The following is a 16,616-nucleotide window of genomic DNA, read 5'->3' as shown; positions in this document are numbered from 1 at the left end:
GTGGCACGGTTAAGTGCCCTTGCGGGCGCTTAACCGTGCCACTGGCGGGTACCGCCTACATGGCGAAAACTTTGCCCGGATTGAAGATCCCCTGGGGGTCCAAGGCGCGTTTGATCGACCGATGCATCTCCAGGACGACGGGGTCGAGTTCTTGTACCAGCCCGTCCATCTTGAGTAGGCCCACGCCGTGCTCGCCGGTGACAGTGCCACCGAGTTCGAGTGCGGCGTCGATGATCTCGGCGAATGCGGATTGCGCGCGTTCGCGGGCCGGAAGATCGTCGTGCGGGGTGATGAGCAGAGGATGCAGGTTGCCGTCACCCGCGTGCGCGATGTTGGAGATGGTGGTGTCGTACTTCAGGCCGATCTGTTGGATGCGTGAAAGCATCTCCGGCACATGCTTCTTCGGGACACACACGTCCTCGGTCAGGACAGGGCCCAGCCGTTCCATCGCCGGGTAGGCGAGTCGTCGAGCGGCGAACAACGCGTCGGCCTCTTCCTGATCGGTTGACACCGCGGACCACGTGGCGCCTGCCTCCTCGAAGCAGGACAACATCTTCTCGGCTTCCTGGTCACCGATGAGGCCGGGATCGTCGATTCGCCCGAGCAGAACGACGTTCGCCTCCACCGACAGGCCCATGTTCTTCCACGCGTCGACCGCGATGAGGCACTGCTTGTCGATCAACTCCAGCGCCGACGGCGTCAATCCCGCGGCAGCGACCGCTGCCACAGCGCGTCCGGCGTCGACGATCGAGTCGAAGTAGCCGGCGACAGTTCGTTGCGGATCCTGGAGCGGTCGAAGTTTGACGGTGACCTCGGTGATGATGCCGAGTGTTCCCTCGGAGCCGACCATGAGCCCTGCGAGGTCGTATCCAGCAACACCTTTGGCGGTCTTGCGGCCCAAGCGGATGAGGTCGCCCGTTCCCGTCACGACCTGCATACCCATGACGTAATCGCGGGTGACGCCGTATTTGACGCAGCAGAGTCCTCCGGCGTTGGTGGCGACGTTGCCACCGATGGTCGACCAGGGTGCGCTCGCGGGATCCGGTGGGTACCACAGTCCCTGGTCCGCGCAGGCTGCGCGCAGATGATCGTTGACGACGCCTGGTTCGACCACGGCGTAGCGCTCGAGCGAATCGATTTCCTTGATGGCGTCCATCCCGTCGAGAGCAATCACGACGCAGCCCTCGGTGGCGTTGGCTCCGCCGGAGAGCCCGGTACCGGCTCCGCGGGTGACAACTGGGGCGCCATGTGCCAGGCACGCTCGCACCACGGCTTGAACTTCCTCGGCTGTGCGAGGCCGCACTACTGCCACCGGAACCGCGAACGGAGCCCATTCGGCCTCGTCGTGTTGGTACGAAGCAATGACGTCGGGGTCGACGACTATGCGGTCCGTGGGAAGAGACTCCAGCAACTGTTCGACGAGCGTCATGGACCGAGTTTAGCTGTGAGCTGGGTCTCGGCCAATGTACGTTCTATCCATGGCAGAAGAGCGATCATGGATGGATCTGCTGCTCGACGACGCTTCGATCGACGTGCTGGAGGCGCATCGCCTGGCGTCTCCCGGTCCGGACGCCCACGCGGCATTGCGGCTACGCGCATTGCTCGACCAGCGCCGTCAACGCAGTACGGAACTGGCGGCCCTCAACGACATCGCGGTTCGGTTGACAACGGTCCGCGACAATCGGGTGCTGCTACAGGAAGTCGTCGATCAAGCGCGCAGACTGTTGGGAGTCGATCTCGCCTACATGGGATCGGTGTACGAGGACGAGTTCGTCATCGAGGTCGCGAGCGGTGCTCTGACGCCGAAACTGATAGGCCTCAGGTTGGCGCAGGACGAAGGCCTCGTCGGCTTGATCGTGCGCGGTGCGTCGCCCTCGTGGACCCCCGACTACCAGAGCGAGCCTGCATTCCGGCACATGACCGGGGCCGACAGTGCGGCGCGGTCGGAGAACATGCGAGGTTTGCTCGGAGTGCCTTTGAGAGTGGGTGACCGAGTGATCGGGGTGCTGTTCGCCTGCAAGCGCCAGGAGCGGGACTTCGCCGAAAGCGAGATCGCATTGCTCTCCGCGCTCGCCGCGCATGCCGCTATCGCCATCGAAAACGTGCGCGCGATCGAAAGACTCGAATCGCTGAACCTGGAACTGTCCGTCCGTACAGCAGAACTGGAGCAGACCCTGCAATGGGACAGGACTTTGACGCAGGTCGTGCTCCGCGGCGGTGGCGTCGGGCGGCTCGTACGGGAGGTTGCGACGCTGTCCGGCCGACCGGCGTACTTTCTCACCGACGAGGCCACCGTCCCCGAACTTCTCGAAGACCGAGTCACTGAGGTAGGCAGTGCATTTCGGCAATGCCGCGACGGCGCAGAAACCGTCGCCGACGGTTCCATCACCGCCCACCGGGTCGCAGCCGCGGGCATCTTCCTGGGTGTGCTGCTCTCCGTCGGCCCGGACGATCAGCAGACGCGGTTGCTTCTCGACCGTGCGGTGCCGGCGATCGCGCTGTCTCTCGCGGAGGAACGTGCGGCAGCGGAGGCTGCACGACGAGCCCAGGACGCGTTTCTGGTCGACCTGCTGTCGCACCCGGCGGGTTCGCCCGACGACGAGCGTCGACAACTCCGACTGGCAGGGCTGACTCCCAGCTCGTCGTACTGCATTGCCGTCGCGCAGGGAGATGTGTCGCGGGCCGCGCTGGGAGTCGCGCAGTTTCCCGCCGGAACGGTTGTTGCCGAGCATGGTTCGAGGGTGTTGGTGGCAGTTCCCGCGCAGGAGTCCGCTGTGGTCCGGCCGATGTTCACGACGGGTGCGACGGTGGGGATTTCCGAGCCGGCTCGCGGAGCGCTTGCGCTCGCCTCGGCCTACCGCGAAGCACAGCAGACGGTCGACGTGCTGACCACCCTCGGCCGTGACGGTGAGGTCTCGTCGGCACGCGGTCTCGGAATCTACCGAATCCTCTTGAGTCACATGGCCCGCGAGCATCTCGACGAACTCACCGAAGAACAACTCGGACCACTGATGGCCGAGCAGAGCAAGAGGGGCGTTCCGTTGCTGGAATCACTGTCGGCGTATCTCGCGCACGGGCGTCACCATTCGGCCACCGCCGCGGCCCTCGGCGTGCATGTCAACACTCTTTACCAACGACTCGACGCGATCGACCGGCTCATCGGCACGCAGTGGCGTGATCCGGACAAGGCGCTCGATCTTCAGGTGCTGATGCGATTGCGTAGGAGCGCCGACCTTCTGGGGCGTGGGCATGGTGCACCGATTGTCCGCGAATGAACGTGGGATCCCCCGTCCTTGCCGTGACGATCGGTGCACCGTGCCCAGCTATCCGAGGAATTCGAGCAGCGCAGCGTTGAATTCCGTCGGCCGATCCATGTTCGACGCGTGGCCACATTTCTCCAGCACCACCGAGCGGCCGAGTGGATTCCCCGTGACCGAGTCGGCTGCATGCGTGGATGGCCAGAACTGACTGTCCCTGCCCGCGACCATCAACACCGGAACGTCAGCTGCAGCAACAACGTCACGCCAATCCGCAAGAGCGTGATCCCGCAGCAGTGCTCTCATCGGCGGAGTATCGGGCGAGACCATCTTCGGCATCGTTCGAAGCTTCACCACCATCTTCAGAACTGGCAACAGGGATTTTGATTTCCATTTCGGCAGGCCTTTGCCGGTGTCGGGGACGCCGTTGGCGAAGAACGTGTCCTTGTTGGCGTCGGTGAGCCCGTAGAAACCGTTGGACCAGTGGGCGTCGTTGATCATTTTCGGTGTCTGGTCCACGGATACAACGGCCTTCACCCGTCCGGTTCCGAACTGCGAAATGTACGACCAGATGGTGCTCGCTCCCATCGAACCACCGCACAGGACGGCGTCGTCGACACTCAGTGCTCGCAGAAAGTCGTCGATGTCCGCGCCGTGCCTGGCCATCGTCGCCCCGTGCTCGGGAGCCTCCGAGTCGCCGTGTCCCCGCCGGTCGAGTGCGAGGACCCGATATCCGGCGTCGACCAATGCCTTCTGCTGCAGCACCCATGTCGTGGCGGGTGCGCAGAATCCGGCGATCAGGACCACGACGGGTCCGCTGCCCTCGTCGATGTAATTGAGGGTCACGTTGTCGTTGGTGACGACGGTTGGCATGGTGGCTCCTTCTTCTCACCCGCGATGCAACCACGAATCCGACGCGACCGACATGGAGGTTCCCTCCACCGAAGTGGATCAGGTCGGCGTTGGCGCCGTCAGCTCGTCGACCGGGCGACGGCTGCGGCCAGTCGCGGACTCGATGGCGAGCCCTTCGCGTGCCCAGTACTCGAATCCGCCGATGAGTTCGCGGACATGGGTGTAGCCGAGTTGGGTGAGAGCCAAGGCCGCACGAGTCGAGCCGTTGCAGCCCGGACCCCAGCAGTAGACGACGATGTCGGCGTCACGATCGGGGAGCTCGTCGATAGCTCGCCGGGGGAGATCCGCCGTCGGAATGTGGAGAGCACCCGGAATGTGGCCCTGGTCCCAGGCCTGGTGATTGCGGGTGTCGACGACCACCGGAGCCGTCCCGGACGCACGTGCGGCAGCGAGGTCGGAGGGGTCTGTTTCGTAGTCGAGCTTCGCGGCGAAATGATCGAGTGCTGCTGTGTTCATGGCCTCCAGTTCACTGCATGGATGGCCCGTTCAGAACGTGCAAATGATGGCGTTGGCCGGGATTTGCCAGAGAATCGACGGTATCTTTCGGGGCATGCCGTCGAAATCGCAGATCGTCCTCGATGACACCGATTGCCTGATCGTCGCGGAACTTCAGCGTGACGGCAGGCAGAGCGTCGCCGAGCTCGGGCGTGTGATTTCGATGTCTGCCAGCGCGACCGCCGACCGGGTGCGTCGGCTGACCGATCACGGCGTCTTGACGGGATATGTCGCCACAGTCTCGGCAGAGGCACTCGGGTACGACATCGCGGCCTTCGTGCGGCTGGCCTACCCGTCGGGCAATTACAAACCGCTGCACGAGGTCATCGACACCACTCCCGAGGTGATCGAAGCCCATCACACCACCGGTGACGACTGTTTCGTCTTCAAAGTCGTTGCCCGCAACATGCGTGACCTCGAACGAATCACCGGCAAACTGGCCACCCTGGGCAGCATCACAACCAGCGTCGTCTACTCGAGCACGTTGCCGGGCCGGCCGATCGCTCCGGCCCGGTAGGTAATTGGTGGATGACCAGGTCTGACGCCCGTTATCAGTTGGGACGTGGACCAAAACGTGGACCCAGGGTATAGGTATTCGTAACGGTTGGTTCGCATTAGTGTTGTATGGGTGAACTCCGGGGCGACGACGTACTCCAGTCAGAATCCTTCGCGTCCGTCGTGGCTGTTGGTCGAGACCATTCACGCCGATCGCGCGTCCGTGGTGTCCCTCGGAGGCAGGGCGCGCGAAATGTCGTCTTTGCCCCGCGCGATCAAAGCCCTGGTGGGAGGCAGATCATCGACGCAGGTGGTCGGCGAGGTGGGGAGATTGCTCGAACGCGTGCGTGCAGACGCACGCAGTGTGGACGTCACCGTTCCCACCGGCGCCGTGCGAACCAGGGTTCTCCTGCACCCCGTCCTCGGTCCAGGCCGCGGTGTACACGGAGTGTTCGTGTGGATCGGTGATGCGAGTCTGGTCCCGGATCCGGTCCCGATTCAGGCCTTGGCCGTGACATTCGAGGTGGATCGGCGCTCGTTCGTGGTCGACCCCGACCAGCTGCGTCATGTCGTCGGCGAACCGGGGATCGACGGACGAACCAGTTTCACCTCGCACGAGGTGTTTCGATACGTCGACGTCGACGACGCAGTGACGGCAATCGGTGCCCTGCTTTCGCCGCAACCCGAGGACGGTGCCACTTGGAGTGGGCTGGCGACTGCACGTGACGCCCGGTTGCACGTCGTATTCACGGTGACGCCTGATCCCTCCAGGTGGCGAGGGTTGATTCACGCAGTTCAGTCCGACACGGTCTCGACGCCACGCCTGGAATCCGTGGCATTCGCCGCCCTCGGTCAGGTGTCGCCTCAAGTGGCGCTCGTCCTGATGGACGTCACCCACAATCGGCTCATTCGATGGCTCACCGATCCGCCTCCTGACATTCAGTGGAAGGGCATCGTCGACGATCGGGACACCCCGCATCCCGACGACGTCGAGCGGATATTCGCGGCAGCGTCCGGACTGTTCGCCGGTACCGCCACGAAAGGCTCCGTCGACGCCGTCAGGCTCCGCCGGTTCGGTGGCGGGTGGACGATAGTGGACGCGCAAGGTGTCCTCCTGCCGAAAGAACCGGGTGGGCCCGGGCTCATGCTCGTGCAGCTTGTCGTCGTCGGCTCGAGCGACGATCCCGATCCTGTGTCGCCGGACGACACCGGGAGTTCGCACTCCCGAACCTGAGCGCTGCGTGGCTACTCGCCCGAACATCCACCGGATTCGATCGATCTTCGAGGCACGCGGTGGGTTGAACGGCGAGTAGTAAGTCGGATCGGGCAGAGTGGGCGTGACTCGAGACGTACGAGGAAGGGCAAGAACATGACGGACGATCGAACGACGGTTGGACCACTGTGGGCGCTGGAGGGCGGAAGCCCGAACATCGACTCCGAGGCCTGGATCGCGCCTACCGCGACAGTGGTGGGTCGAGTGAACGTCGAGGCGTCGTCGGGAATCTGGTACGGCGCAGTGTTGCGCGCCGAGTTCGAGGACATCACCATCGGCGAGGGCAGCAACCTGCAGGACGGCGTCGCAGCGCATGTCGATCCGGGCTTCCCTCTGACGGTCGGCAAGAACGTCAGCGTGGGCCACAACGCGGTGCTGCACGGCTGCACGATCGGCGACGGCACTCTGGTGGGCATGGGCGCCATCGTCATGAACGGCGCAGTCATCGGCGAGGGAAGCTTGGTAGCGGCCGGCGCACTCGTCCTCGAAGGCACCCAGGTACCGCCGCGCTCACTCGTCGCTGGTGTGCCCGCCAAGATCCGCCGCGAGCTCACCGAGGACGAAGTGAACCACAACGGGCTCAACGCGGCGGTCTACCGAGAACTGCTGAAGCAGCATCGATCCGCTAGGCCGGTGTAGCACTACGTAGTGGCACGATTAAGCGCCCTCGGCGGCACCTGACCACACCACTGGGTTATACGTTCAGGCGCGAATGATGCCGTGAATAGGTGAAGTACAGGACCGTCGTCAGTGCGAGCCAGATCGCGAACAGAAGCCATGTCTCCCAGTGCAATGTGGAGATCAGATACAGGCACGCGACGATGGACAGCACCGGGAGCACGGGGTACAGCGGCACCCGAAAACCGCGCTCCAGATCTGGTTCGCGCCTGCGCAGGATGATGACGCCCGCCGACACCACGGTGAACGCGACGAGGGTGCCCATGCTCACCAGGTCGGCCAGGAAGTCGAGTGGCAACAGCCCCGCCATCAAGGCAACGACGAACGCGACGATGATGGTGTTGGGTATGGGGCTGAGCGTCTTCGGGCTGACATCGGAGAAGACCTTGGGGATCATTCCGTCTCGGCTCATCGCGAACAGCACACGAGTCTGCCCGTAGAGCGTGACGAGCGTGACCGAGAAGATCGAGACGACGGCGCCGGCGGACAGGATGATCGACGGCCACTCGGTGCCGGTGACGTTCTGCAGGATTTCCGACAGGCCCGCTTCCTGGCCGTCGAACTCGGTGTATTTCTGGGCGCCGATCGCGGCGAAAGTGACGATCAGATAGATGGCCGTCACGACGATCAAGGCTGTGATCAGCGCGATCGGCAGTGTCTTCTTGGGGTTTTCGACTTCCTCGCCGGCGGTGGACACGGCATCGAGGCCGATGAAGGTGAAGAAGATCATTCCCGACGCAGCGCCGATGCCTGCAACGCCGAAGGGCGCGAAGGGTTCGAGGTTGGAGATGTCGAAGCCGAAGAACGCAATGACGGCGAACATGGCCAGCACACCGATCTTGGTGACCACCATGATCGCGTTGACTCGTGCGGACTCGCTGGTTCCTCGGATCAGCAGTAGCGCGCAGAGTGCAACCAGAACGATTGCGGGAACATTGATTCCGAATCCGAGACCGTCACCCGGTGCGTGGCTGAGCACGTCGGGTATCTGGAATCCGAACAACCGATTGAGCAAGTCGTTCAGATACTGGCTCCACAGCACCGACACCGCGGCGGTCGAGACCCCGTACTCGAGAATGAGACAGGCGCCCACGAGCAGCGCGACGAACTCCCCGAGGATCGTGTAGGCGTAGGTGTACGTCGAACCGGAAGCCGGAATGCTCGACGCCAACTCCGCGTAACAGAGCGCGGTCAATCCTGCGGTGATCGCGGCCAGAATGAACGAGAAGATCACCGCGGGTCCGGCCAGCGGAACAGCGTTGCTGAAAATGAAGAAGATGCCGGTGCCGACGGTGGAACCGACGCCGATACACGTCAGCTGAAACGTGTTCATACTCCGCTTCAGCTGTGTCCCACCGTGATCGGATTCGAGGGCGGCGATGTCGCCGATCGGCTTGCGCCGCAGCAATGTACTCATTGTTCCTCCAGATTCGCGCGTAGAGAACTGCCGCGGGGCACGACGAGCATGGGCACCTTCGCATAACGGATGATCTTCGACGCCGAGGACCCGAGAAACACGCGGGCGATCGGACCGAGGCGCGACGAACCGACGACCAGGAGATCGGAATCGGTGAACGCGGCGGCGTCGACCGCTGCCTCCCAGCCGTGTCCGGCCACGGTGGCAGTGTCGACCTCGAGATCGGAACGCGTCGAGAAGAGTGCAGCCCTGGCGTCGGCGAGCAGGCTCTCGGCCTGTTGCTTCCACCCAGCGCTGACCACGTCCTCCGCGCCGTAACCACCCAGCGGCGGAAAGGATGTGGAGGCGCGTGGCGCGAACGCGATGAGTCGAAGCGGCACCGACCATGCTGCGGCCAGCACGGTCGCTGTTCGCAGTGCGTCCTCGGACTGGGAGGTGCCCACGTATGCGCAACTGATGCGGCCGATGGGCTTCACTGTCTCGCGTGTGCCGCGGGGAGCCAGTGCGAGTGGAACTGACGAAGAGTGAAGCAAGGAGTCGGTGGTGCTGCCCGGTGCGAAACGGCCTGCAGGGCCATCCGCGCTGCCGAGTACGACGATGTCCGCGTCGTACTGTTTGGCCGCTTCGTTCAAGCCCGCACTCTCGGCGGTGTTGGTGACGTAGAAGGCAGCAGGGTCGGCCGTTCGCACACCCAATTCCGCGATTGCCGCCTGGGCGGCACGAACAGCGGAAACGCCGTGCTCGGACAGCCAGCGTTGGTACTCGGCGTCCACCTTCGCCATCGACGGGAAGGGCCACGATTGGGGCAATACCGTGCAGGTTCGTACAGCAACGCTGCCCGATGCGGCGAACCTGGCTGCGAGCGCGAGGGCGTCGTGCCCTGAGTCGTCGGGAATCCAGCCGACGAGCGCACTCATGTCGATCCCCATAGCGCCTCCGTGAGACGAGCCGCCTCCGCGAAAAAGGAGTACAGCAAGATCAAAACAGTATGAGACCGAGGTAGCGATCGCGCAGGGGAAGTGGATCAGTCCGCTCCGCTCGAGTCGTCACGGGACCGGGTGGTGACTTCGCCCAACCGGCCGGGGTCGCAGCAGACCGGTCAAGACATGCGCCTGTTCGAGCAACAGCGTCCCGAGTTCGCGATGACGTTCGACTCGAAACCGAGTCTCGACTCCGGTCAAGCTCAGCGCCCACGCCGGCATGCCGTTTCGATCGAACACCGCGGCGCCGATTCCCCAGCTGCCCTCGACGAGCAAGCCCGGATTGACGGCGTACCCGGTTTCGCGAGTCGCACCGATCCTGCCCGCCAGAGCGTCGGGTGAGTGCTGCGGTCCCCAGTCCGGTTGGAGTTCGGCTCTCGCAAGGTAGTCGTCGACCTCTCGGTCGGGAAGGTGCGCGAGGATGACCAAACCGGCCGACGCCACCCCGAGCGGCAATCGGATTCCCTCGTACAAGACGTGCGAGCGCAGAGGAAAGCTGCCGTCCTCACGCAGGAGACAGACGGTCTCGTCGCCGCGCCGCGCGGACAGGAAGGCGCTCTCGCCGCTGGCTGCGGCCAAGGTATGCACGACGCGCCGTGCGTGGTCGGTGATGTCGTACCTGCTCGCAGCCGCCGATCCGAGTAGATACATCTCCGGGCCGAGGGTCCAGCGGCCGGTTGCGTTGTCGCGGTCGAGAAAGCCCTCGGACGCCAACGACGTCAACAGTCGATGTGCCGTGGGCCGTGCCAATTCGGTGGCCCGGGCCAATTCGGTGGTCGACGCTCCTGCCGGCTCGGCGCTACCGACGGCACGGAGTAGTGCGGTGGTGCGAGCGACGACGTTCGGCGGCATATCGCGAGTCTATCGGAGCGTTCACTCAATGAACGTTTTAGCTCTTTGGGTTCGGTCTCCGACCACTTTCCGGCGTTCGCTTTGACGATCAGGCTGCAAAGGATCTACTACTGCAGAGCTACAGCACGTTCGCTGTATGGACGTAAGGAGATTCACGTGGCAGGAAAGGTGTACGAGTCGGCAGCGTCCGCGGTCGCCGACATCGGTACGGGTGCTCGGATCGCGGTGGGAGGGTTCGGCCTATGCGGAATTCCCGACGCCTTGATCGGCGCGATCGGGGAGGGCGAGGCGACGGATCTCGAGGTCTTCTCCAACAACTGTGGCGTCGACGACCATGGCCTGGGAATTCTGTTGTCGATCGGGCGCATCGCTCGGGTGACGGCGTCGTACGTCGGTGAGAACAAGGAATTCGCGCGGCAATATCTGGCCGGTGAACTGGAAGTCGAGCTGACCCCGCAGGGAACCCTCGCCGAGCGGCTCCGCGCAGGCGGTACCGGTATTCCGGCGTTCTTCACCCCTGCCGGTGTCGGTAGCCCGATCGCCGACGGAGGTATGCCATGGCGCTACAACGCCGACGGCTCCGTCGCGATCTCGTCGCCTCCCAAGGAAACTCGCGTGTTCGGATCGAAGCGGTACGTACTCGAAGAGTCCATCACCGCCGATTACGCACTCGTTCATGCCTTGGTGGGTGACACCGAAGGCAACCTGGTGTTCGACAAGACCGCGATGAACTTCAATCCACTGGCGGCCATGGCAGGCAGGATCACGATCGCACAGGTCGAGCGCCTCGTCGAGCCTGGCGAAATCGATCCGGGCGCAGTGCATCTGCCGGGGGTCTTCGTTCAGCGGATCGTCGAGACCGGGCCGCAGGACAAGCGCATCGAAAAGCGCACCATCAGTGCAGGAGGACAGGCATGAGCTGGACCCGCGAGCAGATGGCCGAACGAGCCGCAGCCGAAATGGTCGACGGTGAATACGTCAACCTGGGAATAGGTCTACCCACGCTGATTCCCGGCTACCTGACGAATGACGTTCGAGTGACACTGCATTCGGAGAACGGCATCCTCGGCACGGGACCGTATCCCACCGAGGAAAACATCGACGCCAACCTCATCAATGCGGGTAAGGAGACCGTCACCGTCAATCCCGGTGCGGCGTTCTTCGATTCCTCGTTGTCCTTCGGCATGATTCGCGGTGGCCACATCGACACCGCGGTCCTCGGCGGTATGCAGGTCTCGCGTTCAGGAGATCTCGCGAACTGGATGGTGCCCGGCAAGATGGTCAAGGGCATGGGCGGGGCGATGGATCTCGTTCACGGTGCTGCGCGCGTCATCGTTGTCATGGAACACACCGACCGCGAGGGCAATCCGAAGATCCTCGACACCTGCACCCTTCCACTGACGGGCCAGGGCGTCGTCAACCGCATCATCACCGACCTTGCCGTCATCGACGTCGTCGGAGACGGATCGCTCGCGCTGGCCGAGCTGGCACCCGGCGTAACGCGCGAGGAAGTGGTAGCGGCGACCGGCGCGGTGCTGAGCTGACGGTCATGCCAGGAGGTCGGCGGCGGTGACCACCGTGGCGAATTCACCGTGAAGGTTGGTTGCGGTGATGTGGGCCAACAGGTCTGCGTCCACGGTGGTGCCGTCGGGAGCTGCTCTGTCGAAGGTGTGGGTGGCGTCGAGTGTGAACGCAACGTCGTAACCGAGGTTGCCCCCGACGCGCGCGGTGGTTTCGCAGCAGTGATTGGTCGTGATGCCGCACACGACGATCTGCTCGATGCGGTGTTCGTCGAGCCACTGCTGCAGGTCGGGACTGCCGTGGAAGGCGGAGTTCACCCGTTTGGACACGAGGAGATCGGGCTCTCCGGTGAGAAACTCCGCGAATGCGTTGCCGGAGTTGGACGGGTGAAGCGGCGACGCCGTGTTCTCGGAGTCGTGTCGAACGAACACCAGCGGGCGTCCCGTCGTCTTCCAGTGCTCCACGAGTGCAGCGATGTTCGACTCGCACTTAGGATTGTTCCGCCGCCCCCAGAACTCGGCGTCGGAGAATGCGCGTTGGACGTCCACCACGATCAGTGCAGCCCGAGGTCCCGGTTTCCAGTCGCTCACGTCGGCGAGCGTAACCGGTGCTCAGATCGCGGGAACCTCGAACGTCGGACTCGGTGCGTGAGCGGTGCGAGTGGTGAACGTGACGGTGACCGGACCTGCTCCGGTATCGATGTCGACATACGGGTTGCGAATGTTGGGACCTTGGAATCGCCAGCTGGCAACTTGGTGCGCGAGAACTCCGCTTGCACCGGTCGTGTGGTTTCTCCACGCTGCATCGATCGTCAGGAAGCACTCATAGTTCGCCGAACCCGACCACGCAGGGTTGTACAGGTGGGTGGTGAAGTCCGCCGCAATGATGTTCGGCCTGGAGTCGTTGCGATTCACCTTGACGTCGACGGTGCCGCCCAGACACTGGGGTTGCTCGGCGAGGGTGTAGATCCGCTGCTCGGGCGAGAAGTAGAACTCGGTGGCGTGGCCGGTGCCGGCGCCCGCGAGCACCGATCCGGCCGCGAGTGCTGCAACTGCAGTGCTTCGAACAACGCTCCGCTTGTTCATGAAACTCCCTGACGGTGGTGTGGCCCGGCCCGGGGTTGAGGACCGGTGGTGAGCACGGCGGACCATCGAAAAGGTAACACCGATCTCCGGGTCGTTTCGTCCGTATTGTCGTCAGTTGACACCCGAATGTGACATCGGGGTCAGTGTGCACTGACCCGTGCCACTATGGCGGGGTGGAGCAAAACTCGAACACTGGTCCGCTCGCGGGCCTCGTCGTCGCCGACTTTTCGCGTGTCCTTGCTGGTCCGTACGCGACGATGATGCTCGGTGACATGGGCGCCGACGTGATCAAGATCGAGCGTCCCGGCGACGGGGACGACACTCGATCCTGGGGTCCGCCATACGACTCGACTGGTACTGCAACCTATTTCGCCTCGGTGAACCGCAACAAGACCTCACGCGCAGTGGACTTGAAATCCGCGGCGGGGATCGCCGAAGCACGGGAGATCGTAGCCGGCGCCGACATCGTGATCGAGAACTTCCGTGCGGGCACGATGGACCAACTCGGCCTTGGATATCGCGAGGTGTCGGCTGATCGGCCTGGATTGATCTACTGCTCCATCACGGGGTTCGGCACCGGGGGAGGGGCGTCGTTGCCCGGGTACGACCTGCTGGTCCAAGCCGTCGGCGGACTGATGAGTGTCACCGGACCGGATCCGCACACACCCACCAAGGTCGGCGTCGCCATGGTCGACATCGTCACCGGGCTGCACGCACTGACCGGTATTCTTGCTGCGCTGCATCACCGTTCGGTGTCGGGACGAGGCCAGCACGTGCATACATCCTTGATGTCGTGTGTGCTGTCAGCGCTCAGTAACCAGTCTGCTGCCTTCCTGGGCGCAGGCGTCGTCCCGACAGCGATGGGCAACAAGCACCCGTCGGTCGTGCCGTACGAAGTCTTCGAGACCGCCAACCGGCCGCTCGCGCTTGCGGTGGGAAACGATACACAGTTCGCGACGTTGGCCGAGGTGTGCGGACTCGATTGGTTGGCGAACGACGATCGCTTCGTGGGCAATTCGAACCGAGTGCAGAACCGGGACGCGCTGATCGACGAGCTGACCGCCGCATTCCGAACCCGCTCGGCCGACGAGTGGCACCGTACACTGTCGAGTCGCGGCGTCCCCGCAGGGCCGGTCAACACCATCGACGAGGCGTTCGCGTTTGCGGAATCCATCGGTCTGAATCCGCGGGTGAACGTCCCAGGAACCGTGACCCAGGGTGTTCGCAATCCCATCGACTTCTCGGCCACGCCCGTCGGCTATCGCCTGCCGCCCCCGGCCATGCCTGGCTAGGGTGGAGGAATGTTCGTCAACTCGCCGTCCACGTTCGTTGCCGACGCCATCCGCGGCCTCGTCGCCTCCTCCGGTGACATCGCATGGCATGCCGATCCAGGGTTTCTCACCCGTAAGGAACCTCTGCCGTCCGGCCGTGTCGCACTACTGTCCGGCGGTGGAAGCGGCCACGAACCGATGCACGCGGGATTCATCGGTCGCGGGATGCTTGCGGGTGTATGCCCGGGGTTGGTGTTCACGTCGCCGAACTCGCTGCAGGTCCATGTTGCGTCCAAGGCAGTCAGCGTCGGAGGCGGTGTGTTGCACATCGTCAAGAACTACACCGGTGACGTGATGAACTTCCAGGTCGCCCGAGAGTTGTTGTGCGAGGACGACATAGAAGCCGACTATGTGCTCGTCGACGACGACGTTGCCACCGAACGAGCAGACGGAGACGGTCCTGGACGTCGGGGAACCGGCGCGACGGTCATCGTCGAAAAGATCTGCGGCGCAGCGGCGGAGCGTGGTGACTCACTGGCAGACGTCGTAGCGATAGGACGGCGAGTGGTCGCCAACGCACGCAGCATGGCTGTTGCCCTGCGCCCATGTACCTTGCCTGGCTCCAGCGAACCGTCCTTCGACCTGCCCGACGGTGAGATCGAACTCGGCATCGGGATCCACGGCGAACGAGGGACGTCGCGCGTCCCGGCGATGGCTGCCCAGGACATCGTCGCCGCGCTGGTCGACCCCATCGTCGACTCCCTCGGACTCCAGAAGGACGAGTCCGTCATCGCCTTCGTCAACGGGCTCGGGGCGACGCATCCGATGGAACTGCAACTGCTGTACGGCGAACTGGCAGAGATGCTGTCCGACAAAGGAATCAACGTAGCAAGACCGCTCGTAGGAAGCCTGGTCACCGCGCTGAACATGGCGGGCGCGTCGATCACGCTCGTCCGGGTCGACGAAGAAATGCTCGAACTCTTCGACGCCCCCACCGATGCACCGGCGTGGCCCAACGCGCACGCTACCGGCGACTCGGTACTGGGCGAACGCGAAAGCTTCGGCCCGAGTTTCGAACCGAGTGACACTGCCAGCGAACGTAGCCCGTTCGTGTCGACGTGGATCGCAACCTGGGTCGAGAAGGTACTTGCCGAGGAGCCGGCGCTCACCGAACTCGACCGGCGCGCAGGCGACGGCGACTTCGGGACCAACATGGTCTCCGCCCTCGAACAGCTCGACCTGCCAAGTATTCGCGAAACCTACTCAGCACAAACAGTATTCGAGGCAGTATCCGAAGCGTACCTGGGACACGCCGGAGGGACGTCGGGCGCATTGTTCGGAATCTGGTTCCGCCAGTTCTACACCTCTCTCGAATCAGTCGACCTCGCCTCCATCACCGCCGCCGCGCGTGGTGGGCTGGACAAGATCGTCCAACTCGGCGGTGCGCACGTGGGCGACCGAACAATGGTCGACGCCATCGCCCCGGCCGTCGATGCCCTCGAAGGTGCGGCAACTTTGCAGGAAGGTCTACAGGCCGCAGCGGCTGCAGCGACCTCCGGAGCCCAATCAACCGAGCACCTCACCGCCAACCGAGGACGCGCCTCCTACCTGGGTGAGTCGGTGGTAGGCGTCGAGGATCCGGGGGCGGTGGTGATGGCGTGGTTCTTCGAGGCGGCGTCAGACGCTCAGTGACCTGACGAATACCTGCGCGATCGCTTCGAGACCGGCCTGGTCGTCGGCGTCGAAGCGGTCGGGGATGGGGCTGTCGAGGTCGAACACGCCGACCAGTGTGTCGCCGTCGTAGAGAGGTACGACGAGCTCGGAGCGGGTTGCTCCGTCGCATGCGATGTGTCCGGGGAAGGCGTGAACGTCCGGCACGCGCTGTGTTTCCCTCGTGGTCGCGGCGGTTCCGCATACTCCTCGGCCCAGGGCGATCCGTACACACGCAGGCTGTCCTTGGAAGGGGCCGACGACGAGTTCGGTACCGTCAAACAGGTAGAAGCCGACCCAATTGACGTCGGACAATGCATGATTGACGAGCGCGGATATGTTCGCGGCGTTGGCGATTCGATCCGATTCACCGTCGACAAGCGCCCGAGCTTGCTGCGTCAGCTGCTCGTACTGCTCGGCCTTGGTGCCTTCGAGTGTGGTTGCGGTGAACGACATGCACCGAGTCTATTTGTTGATCGCTCTCCGTCGAGCGCTCAGGCGCCCGGCGGCAAAACCGACGGCGAACAGCACCAGCAGAATCAGCCACAACGGCGACGTGATCTTCAGCCAGAACAGCTCAATGGTAGTGCGGTACCGATTCTCGGCAATGAACACCACCGCGAGGATCACCAGCACGATAGGTATCCAGTGTGTCTTCAGAATGCTCAGA

Annotated in this window: 18 protein-coding genes; 8 read left to right on the top strand and 10 right to left on the bottom strand. The window is 63.7% G+C overall.

Features of this window, described 5'->3' with window-relative positions; translation table 11 throughout:
• Positions 1-55: 55 nt before the first annotated feature.
• Entirely contained in the window at positions 56-1,429 is a 1,374-nt protein-coding gene (locus D8W71_RS01360; protein ID WP_121110320.1) for an FAD-binding oxidoreductase, read from the bottom strand.
• Between the two features lie 70 nt (positions 1,430-1,499).
• On the opposite strand from D8W71_RS01360, the gene D8W71_RS01355 reads away from it, so the two are divergent.
• Complete coding sequence (locus D8W71_RS01355) at positions 1,500-3,275, top strand: helix-turn-helix domain-containing protein (RefSeq protein WP_121110318.1); 1,776 nt, start codon at positions 1,500-1,502, stop codon at positions 3,273-3,275.
• Between the two features lie 48 nt (positions 3,276-3,323).
• On the opposite strand, the gene D8W71_RS01350 is transcribed toward D8W71_RS01355, so the two are convergent.
• Together D8W71_RS01350 and D8W71_RS01345 are read right to left on the bottom strand one after the other, a co-directional pair.
• Positions 3,324-4,130 carry an alpha/beta fold hydrolase gene (locus D8W71_RS01350; RefSeq protein ID WP_121110316.1) on the bottom strand — a complete coding sequence of 269 codons (807 nt, stop codon included), beginning with the start codon at positions 4,128-4,130 and terminating at the stop codon, positions 3,324-3,326.
• 78 nt (positions 4,131-4,208) lie between these two features.
• The gene (locus D8W71_RS01345) at positions 4,209-4,625 is read right to left on the bottom strand and encodes a rhodanese-like domain-containing protein (RefSeq protein ID WP_121110314.1); all 417 of its coding nucleotides are present in this window, start codon (positions 4,623-4,625) and stop codon (positions 4,209-4,211) included.
• 94 nt (positions 4,626-4,719) lie between these two features.
• Here D8W71_RS01345 and D8W71_RS01340 point away from each other — a divergent pair, with 94 nt between their 5' ends.
• The 3 genes from D8W71_RS01340 (at position 4,720) to D8W71_RS01330 (ending at position 7,071) form a co-directional block, all read left to right on the top strand.
• On the top strand, positions 4,720-5,181 hold the full coding sequence (locus D8W71_RS01340) for an Lrp/AsnC family transcriptional regulator (RefSeq protein WP_121118374.1): 462 nt from the start codon (positions 4,720-4,722) through the stop codon (positions 5,179-5,181).
• Positions 5,182-5,292: 111 nt separating this feature from the next.
• Complete coding sequence (locus tag D8W71_RS01335) at positions 5,293-6,393, top strand: GAF domain-containing protein (protein WP_121110312.1); 1,101 nt, start codon at positions 5,293-5,295, stop codon at positions 6,391-6,393.
• A 135-nt stretch (positions 6,394-6,528) separates the two neighbouring features.
• Positions 6,529-7,071: a gamma carbonic anhydrase family protein gene (locus D8W71_RS01330; protein WP_121110310.1), complete on the top strand. Its 543-nt coding sequence runs from the start codon at positions 6,529-6,531 to the stop codon at positions 7,069-7,071.
• A 55-nt stretch (positions 7,072-7,126) separates the two neighbouring features.
• On the opposite strand, the gene D8W71_RS01325 is transcribed toward D8W71_RS01330, so the two are convergent.
• The 3 genes from D8W71_RS01325 to D8W71_RS01315 form a co-directional block, all read right to left on the bottom strand.
• Positions 7,127-8,527 (bottom strand): amino acid permease, encoded by a 1,401-nt coding sequence (locus D8W71_RS01325; RefSeq protein ID WP_121110308.1) that lies wholly within the window; start codon positions 8,525-8,527, stop codon positions 7,127-7,129.
• A complete protein-coding gene (locus D8W71_RS01320) occupies positions 8,524-9,456 on the bottom strand; it encodes a universal stress protein (protein WP_121110306.1) in 933 nt (310 codons plus the stop codon). Before D8W71_RS01320 ends, D8W71_RS01325 begins: the two co-directional genes overlap by 4 nt.
• Positions 9,457-9,573: 117 nt before the next feature.
• Positions 9,574-10,359 carry an IclR family transcriptional regulator gene (locus D8W71_RS01315; RefSeq protein ID WP_121110304.1) on the bottom strand — a complete coding sequence of 262 codons (786 nt, stop codon included), beginning with the start codon at positions 10,357-10,359 and terminating at the stop codon, positions 9,574-9,576.
• 156 nt (positions 10,360-10,515) lie between these two features.
• Here D8W71_RS01315 and D8W71_RS01310 point away from each other — a divergent pair, with 156 nt between their 5' ends.
• Positions 10,516-11,277, top strand: coding sequence for a CoA transferase subunit A (locus D8W71_RS01310; RefSeq protein WP_201265221.1), 762 nt, complete (start codon positions 10,516-10,518; stop codon positions 11,275-11,277).
• Entirely contained in the window at positions 11,274-11,903 is a 630-nt protein-coding gene (locus D8W71_RS01305) for a 3-oxoacid CoA-transferase subunit B (protein WP_121110302.1), read from the top strand. Before D8W71_RS01310 ends, D8W71_RS01305 begins: the two co-directional genes overlap by 4 nt.
• A 3-nt stretch (positions 11,904-11,906) precedes the next feature.
• On the opposite strand, the gene D8W71_RS01300 is transcribed toward D8W71_RS01305, so the two are convergent.
• Both D8W71_RS01300 and D8W71_RS01295 read right to left on the bottom strand, forming a co-directional pair.
• Entirely contained in the window at positions 11,907-12,470 is a 564-nt protein-coding gene (locus D8W71_RS01300) for an isochorismatase family protein (protein ID WP_121110300.1), read from the bottom strand.
• 21 nt (positions 12,471-12,491) lie between these two features.
• Positions 12,492-12,965, bottom strand: a complete 474-nt coding sequence (locus D8W71_RS01295; RefSeq protein WP_121110298.1) for a hypothetical protein — start codon at positions 12,963-12,965, stop codon at positions 12,492-12,494.
• Positions 12,966-13,138: 173 nt separating this feature from the next.
• Here D8W71_RS01295 and D8W71_RS01290 point away from each other — a divergent pair, with 173 nt between their 5' ends.
• Together D8W71_RS01290 and D8W71_RS01285 are read left to right on the top strand one after the other, a co-directional pair.
• The gene (locus D8W71_RS01290; RefSeq protein ID WP_121110296.1) at positions 13,139-14,257 is read left to right on the top strand and encodes a CaiB/BaiF CoA transferase family protein; all 1,119 of its coding nucleotides are present in this window, start codon (positions 13,139-13,141) and stop codon (positions 14,255-14,257) included.
• Between the two features lie 9 nt (positions 14,258-14,266).
• Positions 14,267-15,928, top strand: a complete 1,662-nt coding sequence (locus tag D8W71_RS01285) for a dihydroxyacetone kinase family protein (protein WP_121110294.1) — start codon at positions 14,267-14,269, stop codon at positions 15,926-15,928.
• Here the strand turns inward: D8W71_RS01285 and D8W71_RS01280 are convergent.
• On the bottom strand, positions 15,914-16,402 hold the full coding sequence (locus D8W71_RS01280; protein ID WP_121110292.1) for a GAF domain-containing protein: 489 nt from the start codon (positions 16,400-16,402) through the stop codon (positions 15,914-15,916). The two genes, D8W71_RS01285 and D8W71_RS01280, sit on opposite strands and share 15 nt — an antisense overlap.
• 9 nt (positions 16,403-16,411) lie before the next feature.
• Positions 16,412-16,582 carry a DUF1049 domain-containing protein gene (locus D8W71_RS01275; protein WP_236077661.1) on the bottom strand — a complete coding sequence of 57 codons (171 nt, stop codon included), beginning with the start codon at positions 16,580-16,582 and terminating at the stop codon, positions 16,412-16,414.
• Positions 16,583-16,616 lie beyond the last annotated feature (34 nt).

It is taken from the genome of Rhodococcus sp. P1Y, from assembly GCF_003641205.1.
In the GTDB taxonomy this organism is placed as follows: domain Bacteria; phylum Actinomycetota; class Actinomycetes; order Mycobacteriales; family Mycobacteriaceae; genus Rhodococcoides.
This window is presented reverse-complemented; position numbering and strand designations above follow the sequence as displayed.